Origin of the sequence: Amycolatopsis eburnea (assembly GCF_003937945.1) — a bacterium.
Classification (GTDB): domain Bacteria; phylum Actinomycetota; class Actinomycetes; order Mycobacteriales; family Pseudonocardiaceae; genus Amycolatopsis; species Amycolatopsis eburnea.
In genome coordinates this window covers 703,462-722,689 of record NZ_RSEC01000060.1, presented here as the reverse complement: position 1 = coordinate 722,689, position 19,228 = coordinate 703,462, and the positions used below count along the sequence as shown (strand labels likewise).

At 71.8% G+C, this 19,228-nt stretch carries 14 protein-coding genes; 4 read left to right on the top strand and 10 right to left on the bottom strand.

From position 1 onward, the window contains the following. Positions 1 to 7: 7 nt before the first annotated feature. The 5 genes from EIY87_RS38630 to EIY87_RS38610 form a co-directional block, all read right to left on the bottom strand. Positions 8 to 667 (bottom strand): response regulator, encoded by a 660-nt coding sequence (locus EIY87_RS38630; RefSeq protein WP_125314861.1) that lies wholly within the window; start codon positions 665 to 667, stop codon positions 8 to 10. An 86-nt stretch (positions 668 to 753) separates the two neighbouring features. Further along, positions 754 to 1,590, bottom strand: a complete 837-nt coding sequence (locus EIY87_RS38625) for an ABC transporter permease (RefSeq protein ID WP_125314860.1) — start codon at positions 1,588 to 1,590, stop codon at positions 754 to 756. Continuing rightward, a complete protein-coding gene (locus EIY87_RS38620) occupies positions 1,587 to 2,573 on the bottom strand; it encodes an ABC transporter ATP-binding protein (RefSeq protein ID WP_125314859.1) in 987 nt (328 codons plus the stop codon). Before EIY87_RS38620 ends, EIY87_RS38625 begins: the two co-directional genes overlap by 4 nt. Before the next feature lie 119 nt (positions 2,574 to 2,692). Beyond that, complete coding sequence (locus EIY87_RS38615) at positions 2,693 to 3,886, bottom strand: macrolide family glycosyltransferase (protein WP_125314858.1); 1,194 nt, start codon at positions 3,884 to 3,886, stop codon at positions 2,693 to 2,695. A 39-nt stretch (positions 3,887 to 3,925) separates the two neighbouring features. After that, positions 3,926 to 4,597: a VC0807 family protein gene (locus EIY87_RS38610; RefSeq protein WP_086863354.1), complete on the bottom strand. Its 672-nt coding sequence runs from the start codon at positions 4,595 to 4,597 to the stop codon at positions 3,926 to 3,928. A gap of 302 nt (positions 4,598 to 4,899) precedes the next feature. On the opposite strand from EIY87_RS38610, the gene EIY87_RS38605 reads away from it, so the two are divergent. The 3 genes from EIY87_RS38605 to EIY87_RS38595 all read left to right on the top strand — a co-directional run bounded on the left by EIY87_RS38605 (position 4,900) and on the right by EIY87_RS38595 (position 9,121). Next, positions 4,900 to 6,222, top strand: a complete 1,323-nt coding sequence (locus tag EIY87_RS38605) for a sensor histidine kinase (RefSeq protein ID WP_158641439.1) — start codon at positions 4,900 to 4,902, stop codon at positions 6,220 to 6,222. Beyond that, a complete protein-coding gene (locus EIY87_RS38600) occupies positions 6,201 to 6,557 on the top strand; it encodes a hypothetical protein (protein ID WP_125314856.1) in 357 nt (118 codons plus the stop codon). The genes EIY87_RS38605 and EIY87_RS38600 overlap by 22 nt, the downstream gene beginning before the upstream one ends. A gap of 146 nt (positions 6,558 to 6,703) precedes the next feature. After that, positions 6,704 to 9,121 carry a beta-glucosidase family protein gene (locus tag EIY87_RS38595; protein ID WP_225440332.1) on the top strand — a complete coding sequence of 806 codons (2,418 nt, stop codon included), beginning with the start codon at positions 6,704 to 6,706 and terminating at the stop codon, positions 9,119 to 9,121. 276 nt (positions 9,122 to 9,397) lie between these two features. Here the strand turns inward: EIY87_RS38595 and EIY87_RS38590 are convergent, their stop codons facing one another. The 5 genes from EIY87_RS38590 to EIY87_RS38570 are packed head-to-tail and all read right to left on the bottom strand — an operon-like array spanning position 9,398 to position 17,514. Then, positions 9,398 to 10,627, bottom strand: a complete 1,230-nt coding sequence (locus EIY87_RS38590; protein WP_125314855.1) for a cytochrome P450 — start codon at positions 10,625 to 10,627, stop codon at positions 9,398 to 9,400. 10 nt (positions 10,628 to 10,637) lie between these two features. Then, positions 10,638 to 12,404: a non-ribosomal peptide synthetase gene (locus tag EIY87_RS38585; RefSeq protein WP_125314854.1), complete on the bottom strand. Its 1,767-nt coding sequence runs from the start codon at positions 12,402 to 12,404 to the stop codon at positions 10,638 to 10,640. After that, positions 12,401 to 15,271: a condensation domain-containing protein gene (locus EIY87_RS38580; protein WP_125314853.1), complete on the bottom strand. Its 2,871-nt coding sequence runs from the start codon at positions 15,269 to 15,271 to the stop codon at positions 12,401 to 12,403. Before EIY87_RS38580 ends, EIY87_RS38585 begins: the two co-directional genes overlap by 4 nt. Further along, positions 15,258 to 16,685 carry a class I SAM-dependent methyltransferase gene (locus EIY87_RS38575; RefSeq protein ID WP_125314852.1) on the bottom strand — a complete coding sequence of 476 codons (1,428 nt, stop codon included), beginning with the start codon at positions 16,683 to 16,685 and terminating at the stop codon, positions 15,258 to 15,260. Before EIY87_RS38575 ends, EIY87_RS38580 begins: the two co-directional genes overlap by 14 nt. 37 nt (positions 16,686 to 16,722) lie before the next feature. Continuing rightward, a complete protein-coding gene (locus EIY87_RS38570; protein WP_125314851.1) occupies positions 16,723 to 17,514 on the bottom strand; it encodes a hypothetical protein in 792 nt (263 codons plus the stop codon). Positions 17,515 to 17,732: 218 nt separating this feature from the next. Here EIY87_RS38570 and EIY87_RS38565 point away from each other — a divergent pair, with 218 nt between their 5' ends. Next, complete coding sequence (locus tag EIY87_RS38565) at positions 17,733 to 19,205, top strand: FAD-binding oxidoreductase (protein WP_225440313.1); 1,473 nt, start codon at positions 17,733 to 17,735, stop codon at positions 19,203 to 19,205. Positions 19,206 to 19,228 lie beyond the last annotated feature (23 nt).

Below are 19,228 nucleotides of genomic sequence, written 5' to 3'. Positions count from 1 at the left end.
CGGCCGGCTAGGGCTTCGGCACCTTGCTGCTCAGGTACGTCAGCACCGCCAGCACCCGCCGGTTGTCGTCCTCGTGCTGGGCCAGGTCCAGCTTCGTGAAAATACTCGCCGTGTGCTTGCCCACCGCGGCCTCGCTGATCACCATCCGCTGCGCGATCGCCGCGTTGGACCGGCCCTCCGCCATCAGCTCCAGCACCTGGCGCTCGCGGGGCGTCAACGCCTCCAGCGGGTCGCGGCGGGATCGGCTGGCCAGCAGCTTCGAGATCACCTCGGGGTCCATCGCGGTCCCGCCCGCCGCCACCATCCGCAGCGCGTCGACGAACTGGTCCGCGTTGAGCACGCGGTCCTTCAGCAGGTAACCGATCGCCCCCGCGCCGTCGGCCAGCAGCTCTCGCGCGTACGTCTGCTCGACGTGCTGGGACAGCACCAGCACCGGCAGCCCGGGACGCCGCTGGCGGGCCTCCAGGGCCGCGCGAACGCCCTCGTCGCTGAACTTGGGGGGCAACCGGACGTCCACCACCGCGATGTCCGGTTCGTGGTCGTCGATCGCCTTCAGGAGCTCGGTCGCGTTGCCGACCGCGGCCACCACGGTGAACCCCTTCGCCTCGAGCAGCCGGGTCATGCCGTCTCGAAGCAGGTAGAGATCCTCCGCGAGGACAACGCGCACGAACCGCTCCTGGGTTTCCGGGCCGGGCGGGGCCGGGGCTGGGTGGTCCAACCGTACCGTCGGCGCGTCCGCCCGGTTACCCCGAGTCAGTCCAGCGCACGCTTCAGGAAGCCGCGGATCCCGATGATCCCGAAGAGCACCGTCGCGGCCACCATGACCAGCACGGAGATCCACAGCGGGATCGACTCGACCTGCGTCGGCATCACCAGCCGCCGCAGCGCTTCCGACACGTACGTCAGCGGGTTCGCCGCGCAAATCACCTGGAACCACCGCAAACCGGACAGGCTGAGCCACGGGAACTGGCCCGAGCCGGTGAAGATCAGGGGGACCAGCAGGATCGTGAAGACGAGGTTGATGTGCCGGGGCGGGACGATCGTGCCGAGCACCATGCCCACCGCCGCGCCGGCCAGCGACCCCAGGGCGACCACGCCGGCGACACCCGGCAGGGCCGCGGGGTCCCAGCTGACGCCGTCGAGGATGAGCAGGCCGATCGGGATCATCACCAGGCCGGCGATGACGCCGCGGATCGCGCCGAACAGCATCTTCTCGACCGCCACCAGGCGGATCGACAGGGGCGCCAGCAGCCGGTCCTCGATCTCCCTGGTCACCGAGAAGTCCAGCACCAGCGGGAGCGCGGTGTTCTGCAGCGCCCCGGTGAACGCGTTCATCGCGACCATGCCGGGCAGCAGGATCTGCGCGTAGCCGGCGCCCGCGTAGCCGATCTGCGAGAGCACCTTGCCGAAGATGAACAGCAGGAACAGCGGCTGGATCAGCATCTGCGCCAGGAACGGCAGCAGCTCCCGCCCGGTGACGAAGGCATCGCGCCCGAGGACGGCGAAGAACGCGCGGGCCTGGCCGGGGTTGCCGGCCTGGCCGGTGCCGGTGCCGAGCCCGGGCGGCGGGGTGAGCGTCGTGGCGGTCATCGCAGGTCCCGTCCGGTGATGGAGATGAACACGTCTTCGAGGGTCGGCTTGCCGAACGAGATCCCGGTGACCTCGCACCGCTCGCGGCCCAGCACGGCCAGCACGCCGGGCAGCAGCGACGCCGGCTCGGCTTCGGTGTAGAGGCGGAACTGGACGGCGCTCTCGTCGGCGGCGGCCCGGCCGGTCGCGGCGAGCCGCTCGACCCGGACGACGGCGGGCACCAGCTCCAGCTCCTTGCCGACGGCTTCGGCGGGCGCGTCGGCCAGCGTGACGCCCACGGTGAGCGTCGTGTTGCCCGGCAGCGACCGGGTCAGCGCTTCGGTGGTGTCGAGGGCCAGCAGCTTGCCGTGGTCGACGATGCCGACCCGGTCGCACAGCTTGGCCGCCTCCTCCATGTCGTGCGTGGTGACGACGACGGTGACGCCTTCGGCCGTCAGCTCGGCGACGCGCTCGTGCACGAACAGCCTTGACTGCGGGTCCAGCCCGGTCGCCGGCTCGTCGAGGAACATCACCTTCGGCCGGTGCATCAGGGCACGGGCGATCATCACGCGCTGGGCCTGGCCGCCGGACATCTCGTCCACCCGGGCCTTCGCGCGCGGGCCGAGGCCCATCCACTCGATCAGCTCGTCGGCCCGGCGGTGCCGCTGCGCGCGGCCCATGCCGTGGTAGGCGGCGTGGAACAGCAGGTTCTGCCGCACCGTGAGCGATTGGTCGAGGTTGTTGCGCTGCGGCACCACGGCCAGCACCTGGCGGGCCGCGGTCGCGTGCTTGACGACGTCGATGCCGGCCACCTCGGCCCGGCCGGACGTCGGCAGCGCGCGGGTGGTCAGCATGCTGACCGTCGTCGTCTTGCCCGCGCCGTTGGGGCCCAGCAGGCCGAAGACCTCGCCCGCGGCGATCGTGAAGCCGAGGCCGTCGACCGCAGGCCGTTCTGCTTTCGGGTACCTCTTCACGAGGTCCCGCACCACCACAGCGTCCTGCACGCTGGTCCTCCAGGGAAATCAGGGTCGAAAGGGCAGACGGGGGTGAGGAAGGGCCGTGGTGCTGGGGGACAACCTCGGCCCTTCCCCACTGGCGGCTGGTCCGGAGACGAACCAGCGGGTCAGGAAACGCGCTTGAGGTGCCGCTCGAGCTCGTCGGCCGCCCGGACGGCGCCGCCGGCCGCGCGCACCTTCGCGCTCATCGCGGCGACCGCGGCGTCGATCCGCTCGTCGCCCGCCGTGGCGCGCACGGCTTCGCGCAGCAGCTCCGGAGTGGGCTCCTGGCCGGTGAGGCTGGTGCCGAGGCCGAGCTCCGCGACGCGCTGGGCGACGGCGGCCTGCTCGACGCTCTGCGGCAGCGACACCATCGGGGTGTCGAAGTACAGCGCCTCCATCGTCCCGCCCATGCCGGAGTGGGTGATGAAGACCGAAGCGTGCTTCAGCACTTCCAGCTGCGGCACCTGGGCGTGCGCTTCGAAGTTCGGCGGCAGCTCGCCCAGCTCCGCCGGGTCGAGGGTGCCGATCGACAGCACGACGTGCCAGTTCTCGCCGGTGAAGGCCGTCACGACGGCGCGGAAGAAGTCCGGGCGGTCGTTGAACGCCGTGCCGAGCGAAACCAGCAGCACGGGCTTGCCGTCCGACGGCGGCTGCCAGTCGCCCTGGAACGCCCGGTCGCCCAGGCACGGGCCGACGAACGCGAAGCGGTCGTCGAACGTTTCGCCGCGGTACTGGAACTCCTTCGCCACGAACGCGAGCGCGAACTCCTCGCGGCCGATGGCGAAGTCGGCGGGGGTGATCTCACCGACGCCGTGCGCCGCGGTCAGCTCCGCGATCTTCTCGCGGAACGCCACGCGCGCCGGGTGGTCCTCGCTGAAACCGTTTTCCTCCCCGAGGAACTTCGCCAGCGACCACTCGTCGTTGTAGGCGAAGGACGGGAACAGCTCGACCGCGGGCACGCCCCACTTCGCGGAAAGCACCCGCCCGGTCGCGTAAACCGTGCGGTCGTACAGGATCAGGTCCGGCTTGTCGTCGGCGAACGCCGCTTCGAACACCGGGATGGTCGCGGTGCTCTCCATGACCAGCACCAGCGGCAGCCAGGCGGCGAAGTCGGCGGGCGGGGCCTCGGTGCGCGGCTTCGGCGTCAAGGACGACTCGTAGCGCAGGACCCGCGCCCCCGTCGGGGCCACCAGGTCGGCGAACTGGTCGGTGGTGGCGAAGGTGACGCGGTGACCGCGGCGGACCAGCTCGGCGGCCACGTCCAGCGTCGGCATGACGTGCCCGTACGCGGGGATGTTCAGCAGCGCGATGTGTGCCATGGGAAAGCTCCTCGGAGTGCGGTGGTCGGCCGGGGGCCCTCAGGCACGCAGGTCGTGCTTGCGGGTGTAGTAGGCCATGAAGCCGATGAGCCCGCCGAGGACCACGATCCACTGCACGGTCGTCACCAGGTTGATGTCGTCGAGCGGCAGCGAGTAGGCGAGCACGACGCGGACGACCGCGTCGACGATCATGCCGACGCCGAAGACCACGGTCAGCAGGCGCAGCCCGTGGCGCATCTTGGGCTCGGTGTCCCAGCGGCGCTCCCAGACCTCCGCGCCGGCGCCGCCGCGCTTGGTGCGGGCGATGCTGACGCCGGCGTGCAGGAAGAACGGCTTTTCGAAGAACAGCGTGATCAGCATCCAGATGCCGAACATGGCGGTCAGCCAGCCGTCCTTGGCGAAGAAGAACCGGGCGTCACCGGAAATCAGGGAAACCGCGGTACCGATCACCATCATCGTCACCATGAAGAGGCCGAGCCCGTCGATCTTGCGGTACCGGGCGAAGACGTACACGGTGCGGACCACCGGGACGATGCCACCGATGATCGCCGCGGTCAACAGCGGGACGCCGTTCTGGCGCAGGATGTAGTAGACGGCGAGGGGGACGATCAGGTCGAACGCGGCGGAAGCGAACAACGCCAGCCGCGGGTTCCGGGGTTCCGCGTGGGACTGCGTGCCCGCTTGCGTGCGCTGGATACCGGCTTCGTTCATTGCTGCTCCTGGGTCATCGCGAGTTCGGTCGCGTTTCCGGTGCCATTCGCTTGCGTCGTGGCGCCGCTTGCCTGGACAACGGTAGTGTCGCGGTGCTGGTCGGCGTGAGCCTGTTAGACCGAACATAGGGGTAGGGCTGGCTATACCCCTATGTGTGGCCTAAGCCGATTGTCCCGTTCCCCGGGGCACCTCAGACTGGGACGACCTCGAGTGCGAGCGGACCCGATCGGGTGCGTCCGGGGCGGATGGGGGACGCGATGAGCCGACCGGGAACACTCTCCCGCGGAGAGTATGATCTGCCGATGTCGACGATTCCCCAGCGGAGCGCGTCGGCCGTCCGGCGCGGCTTCGCCGGAATGGCGCGGCTGCTCGTTTTCGTGCTGTTCGCGGCCGCGCAGGTGTGCGTTCTCACGTTGCCCGCGGTGATCTGGCTGCCGGAATACGTCGCCGCCGCGGGGCTGACCGTGCTGGTCGCCATTCCCGCGTGCCGGGTGCTGCCCGCCCTTTCCCGGAAAAGCGCGCCGCTGCTCTACGGCCGCGCGATCGAATCGCCGTACCTCCCGTTGCCGGCGCTGGAACGCACCGAAAACGGCTGGTACTGGAACGGCTACGACTTCCACAAGTCCCGCTGGATCTCCCTCGCCCAGCGCCGCGGCCGCTGGTTCTTCACCGACCCGGCCACCTGGCGCGACCTGTGCTGGCTGGTGGTCAACCCGCTGACCGGCGGCCTGCTCGCGGCCGTTCCGGTCGCGCTGGCCGCGTTCGGGGCGTTCCTGCTGGTCTCGCCGCTGACCGCGCCCCACCTGGCGACCGACGGGTGGTACTTCCCGCTGCCGGTGGACACCCCGGCCGGGGTCGCCGGGACCGCCGTCGCCGGGCTCGCGCTGCTGGTGCTGGGCCTGGTGGCCGCGCCCGGCGCCGTCAGCCTGCACGAGGCCTGGACGCGGTGGCTGCTGGCGCCCGACGAGCGCGCGCTGCTGACCCGGCGGGTCGAGCGGCTGTTCGCGACGCGGGCCGCGGCCATCGACGCGCAGGCCGCGGAGCTGCGGCGGATCGAGCGCGACCTGCACGACGGCGCCCAGGCGCGGCTGATCGCGATCGGCATGTCGCTCAGCACCGCCGAGATGCTGCTCGACACCGACCTCGACGAGGTCCGCCGCCAGCTGGCGGGTGCGCGTGACCTGTCCGCGGCCGCCCTGCGCGAGCTGCGGGGACTGGTGCACGGCATCCAGCCGCCGATGCTCGCCGACCGCGGGCTCGGCGCCGCGCTCGACGACCTCGCGATGGACGCGCCGGTGCCCACCGACGTCGAGGTCGGCCTGGTCGGCAGGCCCGACGCGGCGCTGGAGTCGGCGGTCTACTTCTCCGTCGCCGAACTGCTGGCCAACGCGGCCAAGCACGCGGCGGCCAAGCGCGTGCGGATCAGCGTCACCTACCGGCCGGGCGCGCTGAAGGTCGTCGTCGCCGACGACGGCAAGGGCGGCGCCGACTTCGGCCGCGGCAGCGGGCTCGCCGGCGTCCAGCGGCGGGTCGCGGCGTTCGACGGGGTCGTGGAAATCGACAGCCCGGCCGGCGGCCCCACCGAAATCACCATCCTCATTCCGTGCGTCCTGCCATCAGCCTGATCGAAAACCGATATCGGGGGATCGAAATGCGTCGTGGGATCGTGGTGTGCGTGTTCGCTCTGGTCACTGCCTTTTCGGTGGCCGGCTGTGACCATTTGATCGATCTGGGGTGCGAGGACCGGTCGTGTCACTTCAACCTCACCAGTGGCGGCAAAGTCGACCTCGGCGGGCAGGAACTGCACGTGCAGAAGGTCGACAACAATTCCGTGACCTTCCTGTCGAACGGGATCAGCGTGTCCCTCTTCCAGGGCGTCGACATCGATTTCCTCGGCTACCACCTGCACCTCGGGGAGATCCGCGGCGGCGAAGCGAGTTTGGACGTCACCCGGAATTAGCCGGGAGTTCGCCCGCCGGCCGCTCTGAACCGGTGAAGGCACTGGTCAAGACAGGGGTTACGGTCCGTGCAGTAGTCACCTAGGTTGGTCCTCAATTGGACCAACAAGCGGGAGGGGCGACCCTTTCGCGGGTTTCTGGGGTGACTATGCGTAATGATCTTCTTCGTGCGCGGCCGCGGTCGCGCACGGCGGCGGTCGTCCTGGCCGGCGTGCTCCTGACGTCCGGCCTGGCGGCGGCCGGTGCGTCGGCCGAGCCGGCCGCGAAGTTCTCGCCGAGGGTGCGCGACCTCGTCGGCGAGCTGACGCTCGACGAGAAGCTTTCCCTGGTGCACGGCGGCACCGACCCGAACAGCGTCGGCGAAGCCGGGTACGTCCCGGGCGTGCCGCGCCTCGGCATCCCGTCGCTGCGGCTGGCGGACGGCTCGGCCGGGGTGCGCGTCGACAAGCCGTCGGTCGTCATGCCGGCGCCGGTTTCGCTCGCGTCCAGCTTCGACGAGTCGCTCGCCACCCGCTACGGCGCCGGTGTCGGCCGCGAAGCCCGGGCGCTGGGCACCGACGTGCTGCTGTCCCCGATGGTCAACACCATCCGGATTCCCTACGGCGGGCGCAACTTCGAGACGTTCAGCGAGGACCCGCTGCTGACGTCGCGGATCGCCGCCGCGGAGGTCAAGGGCATCGCGGGGCAGGGCACCATCCCCGTGGTCAAGCACCTGGCGGGCAACAACCAGGAAAACGACCGGCAGACGATCAACGTCCAGATGGACGACCAGACGCTGCACGAGGTCGAGCTGCCCGGGTTCGAAGCCGCGGTGAAGGCCGGCGCCGGCGCGGTGATGTGCTCGTACAACAACCTCAACGGGCCGTCCGCGTGCGCGAACGGCGACCTGCTGACCGGGATCCTGCGGGAGCAGCTGGCGTTCAAGGGCTGGGTGATGTCGGACTGGCGGATGTCGCTGACGCCCGACTCCCTGCCCAAGGGCCTCGACCAGGAGATGCCGGACGGCACGTACTTCGGCGACCAGCTCAAGACGGCGATCAGCGAGGGCAGGATCCCGCAGTCCGCTTTGGACACCGCCGTGGCGCGCATCCTCGGCCAGCTGGACCGGTTCCACCTGCTCGACAACCCCGCGCGCCCGACGCGTGACCTGGCCGGGCTGACGGCGACGGCGCAGGACGTCGCCCAGGCGGGCGCGGTCCTGCTGCGCAACCAGAAGGGGGCGCTGCCGCTGAGCACCACGCGCTCGGGCAGCGTCGCGGTGATCGGCTACAACGCGAAGACGCCGAAGCTCAACGGCGGCGGCAGCTCCCACGTCCTCCCGTCGGCCACGCCGGCCAGCCCGCTGGACGTCATCAAGCAGCGCGCGGGCAGCACGACGACGTACACCCCGGGCTACGACCCGGCGGGCGAGGCGGTGCCGTCGAACGCGCTGTCCCCGGCCTACACCCAGGGCGGCGGGCTGCCCGCCGGCGCGGAAGGCGTGTTCTACAACGGCACGATCACCGCGCCGGTCGAAGGCGACTACAGCATCCAGCTGCAGGCCACCGGCGGTGGCGGCTTCCTCCAGGTCGACGGCGCCGCGAGCGGCCTGTTCGGCGATTCGATCGCGACCGGCTACACGGGCATCACCGTGCACCTGACCGCGGGCCAGCACTCGCTGCTGCTCTACGGTTTCGCGGACTTCGTCAAGCCGCTGCAGGTGAACCTGCACTGGCTCACCCCGGCCGCGGCCCAGGCCAAGATCGCCGAAGCGGTGGCGGCGGCCAAGGCGGCCACCACGCCGATCGTGTTCGCCTACGACGACAGCTCCGAAGGCCTCGACCGCCCCGACCTGTCGCTGCCGGGCTACCAGGACGAGCTGATCGACGCGGTCGCCACGGCCAACCCGCGCACGGTGGTCGTGCTGAACACGGCGTCCGCGGTGAAGATGCCGTGGCTGGCGAAGACGGCCGCGGTGCTGGAGATGTGGTACCCGGGCCAGAAGGGCGCCGAAGCGACGACGGCGCTGCTGTACGGCGACGCCAACCCGCAGGGCAAGCTGACCCAGACGTTCCCGGTGGACGAGGCCCACACCCTCGTCAGCGGCGGCGCGGGCCTGTACCCGGGCCAGGACGGCCAGGTGAAGTACACCGAGGGCGTCGACATCGGCTACCGCTGGTACGCGGACAAGAAGGTGGCCCCGCTCTTCCCGTTCGGCTACGGGCTTTCGTACACGTCGTTCGCGTACAGCGGGCTGACGGCTTCGAACGCCTCGGACGGCGGTCTCGACGTGAAGGTGACGGTGCGGAACACGGGAACCCGGACGGGCACGGAGGTGGCCCAGGTGTTCCTCGGCCCGAGCCCGCAGGTGACGGCTCCGCAGGCGCCGACGGCGCTCGGCGGGTACGCGAAGGTGACGTTGACGCCCGGGGCGTACCGGACGTTGACGATCCACGTGGACCCGCGCCAGCTGAGCTACTGGGACTCGGCGGCGAAGGCGTGGAAGCGCGGAAGCGGGACGCGGTCGGTGCAGGCCGGTTCGTCTTCGGCCTCGCTGCCGCTGAGTACTCAGGTCGCGGTGAGCTGACCTGATCTCACTGGACGGCCGGTGCTCCCGTTGGGGGCGCCGGCCGTTTCGCGCGGTGGCGGGAGGCAAGACCGCCGCCTCGCGACACGCGCCCGAATCTCGCCGGCGCCTCGGCCGGCCCGGCGGCCCGCGATGTCATGAAAGGGTCGTTCACCTCGCCAGACGACATGAACGACCCTTTCACGACATCCCCGCGGCGCCGGGCAGACCACGCCCGGACCCGCGCGCGCGAACGGCCGGTGCCCCGGGTAGGGCACCGGCCGTCCGAAGGGATCGTCAGCCGTTCGTCACCGGTAGGTGGCGGAGGCCTCGGATGATCGCCGAGCGTCGGCGGTCGGCCGGGCCCGTCTGGCGCAGGTCCGGCAACCGCGTTGCCAGGACCCGGAACGCCACGTCCGCCTCCAGGCGGGCCAGCGGCGCGCCCAGGCAGTAGTGCGAACCGCCCGAAAAGGACAGGTTGTCCGGCGTGGTCGGGCGGGTGATGTCGAAGACGTCCGGCCGGGACCAGACAGCGGGGTCGCGGTTGCAGCCCGCGGTCAGGATGACGACCGCGGTGTCGGCCGGGATCACCGTGTCCCCGATCTCGACGTCCACTGTGGACACCCGGCTGGACTGCTGCACCGGCGCCTCGAACCGCAGCGACTCCTGCGCCGCCTGCGGGGCCAGGTCCGGGTCCGCCACCAGCTTGTCCCACTGGTCACGGCGTTCCAGCATCGTCTTCACGCCGACGCCGATCAGGTTCACCGTCGACTCCGCGCCCGCGAGCGTCAGCAGCTGGCACATCGACACCAGTTCGTGGGTCGTGAGCCGGTCCTCGGACCGCGCCGTCAGGAGCTTGCTGACCGCGTCGTCGCCCGGGTGGGCCAGGCGCATTTCCATCAGCTCGGTGAACAGCGCGTCCAGCTCGTCCAGCGACCGCTGGACGCTCGCGATGTGCTCCGCCGACGTGATCTCGTCGAAGATCGTGCCGAACTTCGGGCCGTGCTCCAGGTACCGGCTCAGGAACGGCTCGGGGATGTCGAAGATGGCCGCCACCACCGTGACCGGGATGAGGTCGGCGAACGACGTCATCAGGTCGAACTCCCGGCTGGTGTCCACCCGGTCCAGCAGCTCGTGGCAGATCGCCGTCAGGCGGTCGCGGAAGCCGAGGATCGCCTTGGGACTCAGGAACGGCGTGGCCAGCTTGCGCAGCCGCGCGTGGTCGGCGCCGTCGGCGCCCAGCATCGAGTTGTCGAACGTCGTGATCACCGGGCTGATCGGCTTGCCGTCGGACTTGAGCACCCCGAACCGCCGGTCGCGCAGCACCTTCGTGGCCGTCGCGTGGTCGACCGTCGTCCACGCGCCGAGCTCGCTGCGGTGCAGCGCGCCCTTCGCGCGGATCTTTTCGTACAGCGGGTAGGGATCCTCCGGGCCGCGCAGCAGCAGCGCCAGGGGATCGCCGAGTTCGCCGAGGGTCCACAGCACGCGCATCTGCGTGGTCATGTCCTCGGCCGTCTGGACCGGCATGGCTTTCCTCCTACGGCTTTCCGGCGGTGATCAGCCCGGCGACACCGCGCACGGTCGGCGCCTCGAACACCTGGGAGATCCGCAGCTTGACGCCGAGGTCCCGGCTGATCCGGGAGCACAGCTGGGCGGCGGACAGCGAGTTGCCGCCCTGCCGGAAGAACGAGACGTCGCTGGCGATCGTGGGCACGCCGATGATCTCGCGCAGGAACCCCGCCACCGCGGCTTCGGTGTCCGAAAGCTCTTCCGCCACCGGCGCGACCGACTCGGCACGGCGGTTCGCGGCCAGCTCGGCCAGCGCGCGGCGGTCCAGCTTCCGGTCCTCCAGCACGGGCAGCCGCTCCAAACGCTGCACCAGGGCGGGCACCAGGTACCCCGGCAGCCGCTCGGCCAACCGGGAGCGCAGTTCCTCCTCGCCCGGCGCGGAGCCGGACCCGGTGTAGAACAGGCACAGGTCCTCGTACGCGCCGTCGGCGCCGGTCACCGGCACCACCGCGCAGGCGCCGACCCCCGGTACGCGGCCGGCGTTGTGCTCGACGTCGTCGAGTTCGATGCGGTGGCCGCGGATCTTGACCTGGCGGTCCGCGCGGCCTTCGAAGTGCAGCAGGCCGTCGGCGGTCCAGCGGCCGAGGTCGCCGGTGCGGTAGACGCGCTCCGGCCCGGACGGCAGCGCGATCTCGACGAACTTCCGCGCGGTCAGCGCGTCGTCCTCGAAGTACCCGAGCGCCAGCCCCTTGCCGCCCAGGCAGATCTCGCCGCTCTCGCCGACGTCGCACAGGCGGTCGCCGTCGAGGATGTAGGCCTGGGTGTTGGGGAACGGGACGCCGAGCGGCACCTCGGCGCGGTCTTCCGGCCGGACGCGGTGGCAGGTGGCCGCCACGCTCGACTCGACCGGGCCGTACATGTTGTACAGCGGGATGTCCGGGTACGCCTCGAGGAACCGGGCCGCGTGCCGGGCCGAGAGCTTCTCGCCGCCGGTGCCGACGGCCCGCAGGCCGGCGAAGGCGTCGAGGTCGTTGTCGACCATGCTGTGGAACACCGCGGTGGGCGGGAAGATCGTGGTGACGCCGTGGATCGCGATCAGGTCACGCAGTTTCGTCGCCAGCTCCAGGGTGTCTTCCAGCAGAACCAGCGTGCCGCCGTTGAACAGCACGCCCCAGGAGTCGAGGCCGAAGGCGTCCCACGTCGCCGCGAGCGCCTGCGGCATCACCGCGCCGGAGTCCAGCGGGGTGAACAGCCAGTCGTCGAAGAGCCGCACGTTGCCGCGGTGCGCGGTGACCACGCCCTTCGGCGTCCCGGTGGTGCCGGAGGTGAAGAACACCGCGCAAGGGTCGTCGGCGCCGACTTCGACCGCGGCCGGGCGGGTGCCGAGGACCGGCTGCGACGGCGGCGACCACGACGACGGCCAGGAGGCACCGCGTTCGGCGGCCACCACCGGACCGCCGAGGTGCTCGATCAGCTCGGCGAGCCGGGTTTGCGGCCACCGCAGGTCCAGCGCCGCGTAGGCCGCCCCGCACTTGAGCACGGCCAGCAGCGTCGCGAACAGCTCGGGGGAGCGGGGCAGCAGCACCGGCACGATCGAGCCGCGTCCGACGCCGCGGGCCTGCAGCTCGGCCGCGTACGCGTCGGCGGTCTCCGCCAGCTCGCGGTAGGAGATGTCCCGGCCCTGGTGGTGCAGCGCGGTCCGGTCCGGCCAGCGCCCGGCGCACCACTCGAACAGGCCGTGCATGGTCTCGGCCCGCTCGAACGGCCGGGGCTCCGGGTTGAAGGACGTCGTCATCGGGTGCTCCCGCGTTCGGTGATCAGCTCCGCCAGCGCGGCCGGCGTCGGGTGGGAGAAGGCGGCGGACAGCTTCAGCCGGACCCCGGTCTGCTTCTGGATCGACTGGACGAGCTGGGCGGCCAGCAGCGAATGCCCGCCACTGGCGAAGAAGTTCGTGTCCTCGGTGACGTCGGTGCGCTTGAGCAGCTTCGCGAACAACGCCATGACGGCCGTGGTCGTCGGGTCCGGCGCGGCCTCCGCGGGCACTTCGGCGGGCGGACCGGCCGTGGCGGCCAGCTCGGCGACCGCCGCCCGGTCCACCGTGTGGACGGCGGTCTCGGGCAGCGCGTCGACCCGCACGTACCGGGCCGGACGCGCCCGCGGCGGCAGCGCCGTCTCGGCGTGCCGGGCCAGGTCGGCGGCGAGCTGCGGCTTGTCCGGCGCCTGCACGACGGCGACCAGCTCGGTCGCGCCGTCGGTGACCCGCGCGGTGACGGCGGCCGCGACAACGTCGGTGTACGCGGTCAGCGCGTCTTCCACGGTCGCCAGGTCGACGCGGGTGCCGCCGAGGGACAGCTGGCGCTCGCGCGGGCCGTGGACGTGCAGGGACCCGTCGGTGCGCCAGTGCGCGAGCACGCCGGTGGCCATCCCGGCCAGCCGGAGCTCACCGCGCACGCCCAGGGGCAGCTGCCGCCCGTCCGGCGCGACGACGTCGGCTTCGAGGCCCGCGACCGGCATGCCGTCGGCGAGCACCCACCGGCCGGCCCCGGAGTACACGGTGTGGACGTCGGCCTCGAGCGCGCGCAGGGTGCGCACGAGCGGAGCGGGCGCGGGTTCGGCGCCGATCAGCGCGGTCCGGCCGCCGGCGGCTTCGCCGAGGTGCTCGACCACGCGCGACCAGACGGCCGGGGTGGCGTGCACGACGCCGACCTCGTGGCGGGTCAGGAGGTCGGCGAGCAGCCGGCCGTCGGCGCGGGCCGCGTCGGGGGCCACGACCAGCGGGGCGCCGGTGGTCAGCGCCAGCAGCAGCTCGGCGACGGCGGCTCCGGCGGCGGGGGAGGTCAGCCACAGCACCGGGCGGCCCGGCGGCACGAGGGCCGCGCTGTGCCGGGCCGACGCGGCGAGTTCCCCGTGGGTCACGCCGGTCAGCGCCGGGCTGTCCGCGGCGACGGCCGTGGGATCCGGCTCGACGGCGACGGTGACCGCGTACGAGATCGGCCGCCACGGGATCGAGGCGTGCGGCGCGGTTTCCGCCGCGCCCAGCACGATCTTCGCGCTCGACACGGCTTCGGCGACGTCGTCCTGGCCGGGGTCGACGGTGGTGACGGTGGCGCCGGCCAGCCAGCCGCCGAGCACCGCCGCCGCGAGTTCGCGCCCGCGCGGGGCCACCACGGCGACCTGGTCGCCCGTGCCGGTCCCGGCGTCGGCGAGCAGGGTCGTGACCGCCGAGGCGGCGCGCCAGAGTTCGCGGTAGGACGTCGTGCCCTCGTCGGTGACCAGCGCGGGCGCGCCGGGGGTTTCCCGCACGTGCCGGGCGATCGCGGTGAGCGCGGTGCCCTGGGACGCCGGTTTCGCGACCGTGTCCAGCACGCGGCGGTCGGTCGCGCCCCAGGCGTCCAGCTCGCCCAGCGGCCGGTCGGGCGCGCTCGCGGCCGCGACGAGCAGGGCGTCGTAGCGCTCCAGCAGCAGGGCGACGTCGTCGCCGCCGAGCACCTCGGCGCCGTACACCGCCTTGACCCGGCTCTCGTCCGCCGAGGGCAGGATGACGAACTCGAGGTCGAACTTGCTGTGCCCCGGGTCGATCTCGGCGACTTCGGCGGGCGCGCCGCCGATGCTCGTGGCCGCCCGCCCGCCGAAGGGCAGGTAGTTGAAGACGTGCCGGAACATCGTGGTGCGCCAGGAGGAATCGGCGCGCTCGACCTCGGGCAGCAGGACGTCCATCGGCACGTCGGCGTGCGCGATCGCCTCGAAGAACAGGTCGCGCACCCGGCGGCTGAACGCCCGGAACGTCTCGGCCGGGTCGATGCGGACGCGCAGCGGGACGATGTTGACGTGGTAGCCGATCGCCCGCTGCGCCTGCTGGCTGCGGACGTTCACCGGGAAGCCGACGGCGAGGTCGGGACCGGCGCCGTGGGCGTGCAGGAGCAGGTAGTAGGCGGCGAGCAGGAGGACGACGTCGGGTGCCTTGAGGTCCTTCTGCAGCGCGGTGACGACGTCCTTCGCCTCGGGCGAGAACGCGCGGACCAGCTGCTCGCCGCGCAGGGTCGGCTGGGCGCTTTCCTGGCCGCCGCACCACAGTTCGAGGCCGCTCGCGTCGAAGCCGCGCAGGTGCTCGCGCCAGAACGCGAGGCTGGCCGGCTTCGGCTCGGACTCCGGCCAGAGCGGGACGGGCTCGCTCGCGTCGGGGAGGTCCCCGGCGAGCACGGCGTCGTACGCGGCGGCCAGCTCTTCCAGGAAGATCGACATCGAGGTGCCGTCGAAGATCAGGTGGTGCACGGCCACGCCGACGGAGTCGTGCTCCGGGCCGTGGTAGAGGCCGACGCGCAGCAGCGGCGTGCCGTCGAGCGCGAACGGCCGGGTGATCAGCTCGCGCAGGCCGGCGTCGACGTCGGTGCTGTCCTCGCCCTCCAGCCGCAGCGGGAAGGACGGCAGCACCTCCTTGGTCAGCCGGGTGTCGTCGGCGTGGAAGACGGTCCGCAGCGCGTCGTGGCGGCGCACGATCCGCGCGACGGCTTCCTGCAGCACGGCCCGGTCGAGCCGGCCCGCGACCCGCAGCGCCACGCCCGGGACGTTGTTCACGCCCTCGCCGGGGACCAGCCGCTCCAGCAGCCAGAGGCCTTCTTCCTTGCGGGTCGCGGGGATCCGCGTGCCCTCAGTGGTCGGCATGTCCGGTCCCTTCGGGGAGGTCTTCGACGGTGGTGAAGGCGTGCGGGATCGCCTCGGCGGGCAGCCGCGCGGCGAGGTAGGCGCGCAGCTCGGCGACGAACGAGCTGGTCTTCGCCGCGCGTGAAGGCGCGTTCGCGTAGGCGGTGAAGGGCAGCCCGGGGGTGGCGGCCGAGGCGGGCACGACCACCGGCTCGCCGTCGCGGGTGTACACGACGTCGACCAGGCCGGGGCCTTCGGCGGACCAGGTGACCGCGGCCTGGTAGCCGCGCCGCTTGCCGATCTCGTGGAGGTCTTCGGGGTCCGGCGCGGTGACCGCGGCCGGCGTCCGGCCGGTGTCGAGTTTCGCCAGCTCGGCCAGCTCCCGTGCGACGCGGCCGTTCGGCACGCCGGTGATCCGCGCGGACGCCGGCCGGACGTCGCTCAGCAGCGTCTCCAGCGCACCCGGGTCCCAGGCCGCGGTCAGCGCCGGCTCGACGGTCTCCGCGGGTTCCTTGCGCAGCACGGCGTCGTAGCGGTGCCGGCTCAGCTCGTTGTGGTGGTGGGCCCGCTTGAGCCGGACGTCGGCGGCCGCGATCCCGGGCAGCGTCGCCGCCAGCGCCGGGAAGAAGTCGGGGTCGACGAGCAGTTCCTTCTCCTCCAGCACGCTGTTCTCGACGAGCTCGCGGGCCGTCTCGGGCGCAGCGGCGATCTCCTCGGCCAGCACCGCGGTCCGGAAGGCCCGCAGCAGCCGCAGGTTGCGCACGTCGCCGACGAACACCGCGCCGCCGGGCGCGAGCAGCGCGGCCGCCTGGCGCAGGACGTCCGCGAGGTAGCCGATGTCGGGGAAGTACTGGATGACCGAGTTGATCACGACGGTGTCGAAGTGCTGGTCCGGCAGGTCCGAGAAGTCGGTGGCCTCGCGGTTGTGCAGCGTCACGTGGGCCAGCGCGGGGTCCTCGGCGACCTGGCCGGTGAGCGTCTCGACGACGGTGGCGGAGAAGTCCGTGGCCACGTACTCCTCGCACGACGGCGCGAGCTTGGCCATCAGCAGGCCGGTGCCGACGCCGATCTCCAGCACCCGGCGGGGGTTCAGCGACTTGATCCGCTCGACGGTCGCGTCCCGCCACTCCCGCATCTGCGCGAGCTCGATCGGGAGCCCGGTGTAGGTGCTGTGCCAGCCCACGAAGTTCTCCCCGAGCCCACCGGACTCGGGGAGTTCGCCGTAGACCCATTCGTAGATCAGCTGCCACTCGTCGACGCGCTTGCGGTCGTCGCCGTCCTCGGCGACCGGGTCCCGCGGCACGACGTGGGCGACGAGCCGCCCGGTCCCGGGCTCGCGGGTCACGCGGGCCCGCGCGACCCCGGGGTGCCCGGCGAGCGCGGCTTCGGCTTGGCTTTCCGTGCCGGTGCCCAGACCGGTCGGTGACGTCGGCATCAGCTCTCCTGCTGGATTTTCCGGAAGAAAGGGGCGGTCAGGCGAGCAGGCCGCTGACGGCCTGCGCGACCTCCGGCTGGCTGAGCAGGCCGGAGTGGTCGATGTCGAAGCGGACTTCGCGCGCGCCGATCTCCAGCGCGCCGGGCAGCTCGGCCGAGCGGATGACGTCCACCCCGGACAGGTCGGCGGGCACGGTCAGCTGCGAAGCCGCGACGAGGTAGGTCATGTAGCTGCTGAACCAGGAGACCAGCTCCTCGGCGCGGTCGGCTTCCAGGCCGACGCGCTCGAAGGCGGTGCCGCCGACCTCGCGGTAGATGCGCACGAACTCCTTCGTGAGCGTCTCGAGGTCGTCGTGGGTCTGCTGCGCGGTCTCGCCGGCGGCGTGCGCGTCGCGGACCTCGTCCTCGGTCAGGACGGCCGCGAGGGCGTCCACCACGCGGAAGAAGCCGTAGTACAGCACGGTGAACCCGGTCGCGGCGGTCGGGTCGAACAGCACCACCTGCGGCTTGTCCTGCCAGGTGGCGACGCGGTCGGCGATGGCGAGCGCGAACACGCTGGACGCGCAGTAGCCGAACACCGCCTTGACCTCGACACCGCTCTCCCGCAGCTCGGTGGTCCACCGGTCGAGGTAGTCGTCGCCGTTCATGCCGGTTTCGTCGCCGACGGCGGGCGGCAGGCTCTCCCACACGCCGTAGGGCGTCTCGAGGTGGGTCGCGAGCTCGGCGAACCCCGCTTCCGGTCGCCCGGTGACCGTGAAATCAACCGTGATGATTACTTCCTTGTCGTTCGCGTTCTCGTCGATCGGGTGCCATGAATGGAGTTCGGCCACGATTGCCCGCCCTTGTATTTAGCAGAATAAAGATTTCCGCAGTCTGAAGCTAGCAGCGGCCGATCGGGCCGGTAACCCCTAGCGCGCCCCTAAGCAAGAGGCTGGTGAGCAGCGGTTCCGGGGGGTTAGGGGTTGGAGCGGTCAGCGGCGCCACCGTAGTGTTCGGCGTCGATGAATAAACTGGGGAATGAGGGCGATCGATGGGTGCGGTAACAGTTATGCCGGACGACGCCCGGTACGCCGATCTCGTGCGCGGGGTGAATCAGCGCTGGGTCGGCAAACCCGATTACGTCCGCGTCCCGACCTCGACCGAAGAAGTGGTCGACGCGGTGGGCACCGCTGTCCGCGAGGGCAGGCGGATCGCGGTCCGCAGCGGCGGCCACTGCGTCGAGGAGATGGTCGGCGCCCCGGACGTCCAGGTGGTCATCGACCTCTCCGAGCTCAACCGCATCGACTTCGACGCCGAGCGCGACGCCTTCGTCGTCGAGCCGGGCGCGACCGTGGGCCAGGCCTACCGGACGCTGTACAAGCGCTGGGGCGTCACCATCCCGGCCGGCTCCTGCCCGAGCGTCGGCCTGGGCGGGCACATCGCGGGCGGCGGCTACGGCCCGCTCTCGCGCAAGTTCGGCTACGTCTCCGACCACCTGTACGCGGTCGAGGTCGTCGTGGTCGACGCCGACGGCACCGCCCGCGCGGTGGTCGCGACCCGCGACCCCGACGACGAGAACCACGACCTCTGGTGGGCCCACACCGGCGGCGGTGGCGGCAACTTCGGCGTCGTCACGCGCTACTGGCTGCGGATCCCCGGCGCGACCGGCGCCCCCGGCGCGTTGCTGCCGACTCCGCCCGCGCGGCTGCTGGTGCAGCAGGACGTCTGGGTGTGGGACATGCTCGACGAAGCCGCGTTCACCCGCCTCCTGCGCAACCACGGCGACTGGTACGAGCGCAACAGCGCGCCCGGTTCGCCCTACGACGACCTCTACAGCGGCCTCTGGTGCGGCACGCGCGCTTCGCAGTTCGTCGCCATGTCGACCCAGATCGACAGCGCGCTGCCGAACGCGGCCGGCCTGCTCGACGACTACGTGGCCGCGATCCGCCAGGACCTCGGGGTGGCCCCCGCGCTGAGCAGCCGCCAGGAGCTGCCGTGGCTGCACGCGACGTCGTGGGGCGGCATCGCCGACAGCGGCGACCACACGCTCAGCTTCAAGATCAAGGCGGCCGACCTGCGCAAACGCTGCACGGACGAGCAGGCCGCCAAGATCTACCGGCACCTGCTGCGCGAGGACTACGGCAACCACCGCGCCGGCGTCATGTTCGTCGGCTGCGGCGGCCAGATGAACGCGCTGGCGCCCGCCGACACCGCGATCGCGCAGCGCGACTCGATCCTCAAGCTCGTCTACTCCACGCACTGGGACGCCTCCGAGCAGCCCGAAGGGCACCTCGCGTGGCTGCGCGAGTTCTACGCGGACGTCTACGCCGGGACCGGCGGGGTGCCGGTGCCGGACGAGCGCACGAACGGTTCCTACGTGAACAACCCGGACTTCGACGTGCAGGACGAGCGGTGGAACCGCTCCGGGCTGGCCTGGCACGAGCTCTACCACCAGCACAACTACCCGCGGCTGCAGCGGGTCAAGGCGCGCTGGGACCCGGGCGACGTGTTCCGGAACCCGTTCTCCGTGCGCCTGCCTTGAGCCGGACGCCCGACCCCGGAGGT

Bases quoted from the DNA above. Each gene is read 5' to 3' on its own strand.
- EIY87_RS38595 (WP_225440332.1), top strand. From the start codon at position 6,704: ATGCGTAATGATCTTCTTCGTGCGCGGCCGCGGTCGCGCACGGCGGCG.
- EIY87_RS38605 (WP_158641439.1), top strand. From the start codon at position 4,900: ATGTCGACGATTCCCCAGCGGAGCGCGTCGGCCGTCCGGCGCGGCTTC.
- EIY87_RS38575 (WP_125314852.1), bottom strand. From the start codon at position 16,685: ATGCCGACGTCACCGACCGGTCTGGGCACCGGCACGGAAAGCCAAGCC.
- EIY87_RS38625 (WP_125314860.1), bottom strand. From the start codon at position 1,590: ATGACCGCCACGACGCTCACCCCGCCGCCCGGGCTCGGCACCGGCACC.
- EIY87_RS38585 (WP_125314854.1), bottom strand. From the start codon at position 12,404: ATGACGACGTCCTTCAACCCGGAGCCCCGGCCGTTCGAGCGGGCCGAG.
- EIY87_RS38610 (WP_086863354.1), bottom strand. From the start codon at position 4,597: ATGAACGAAGCCGGTATCCAGCGCACGCAAGCGGGCACGCAGTCCCAC.
- EIY87_RS38590 (WP_125314855.1), bottom strand. From the start codon at position 10,627: ATGCCGGTCCAGACGGCCGAGGACATGACCACGCAGATGCGCGTGCTG.
- EIY87_RS38615 (WP_125314858.1), bottom strand. From the start codon at position 3,886: ATGGCACACATCGCGCTGCTGAACATCCCCGCGTACGGGCACGTCATG.
- EIY87_RS38580 (WP_125314853.1), bottom strand. From the start codon at position 15,271: ATGCCGACCACTGAGGGCACGCGGATCCCCGCGACCCGCAAGGAAGAA.
- EIY87_RS38565 (WP_225440313.1), top strand. From the start codon at position 17,733: ATGCCGGACGACGCCCGGTACGCCGATCTCGTGCGCGGGGTGAATCAG.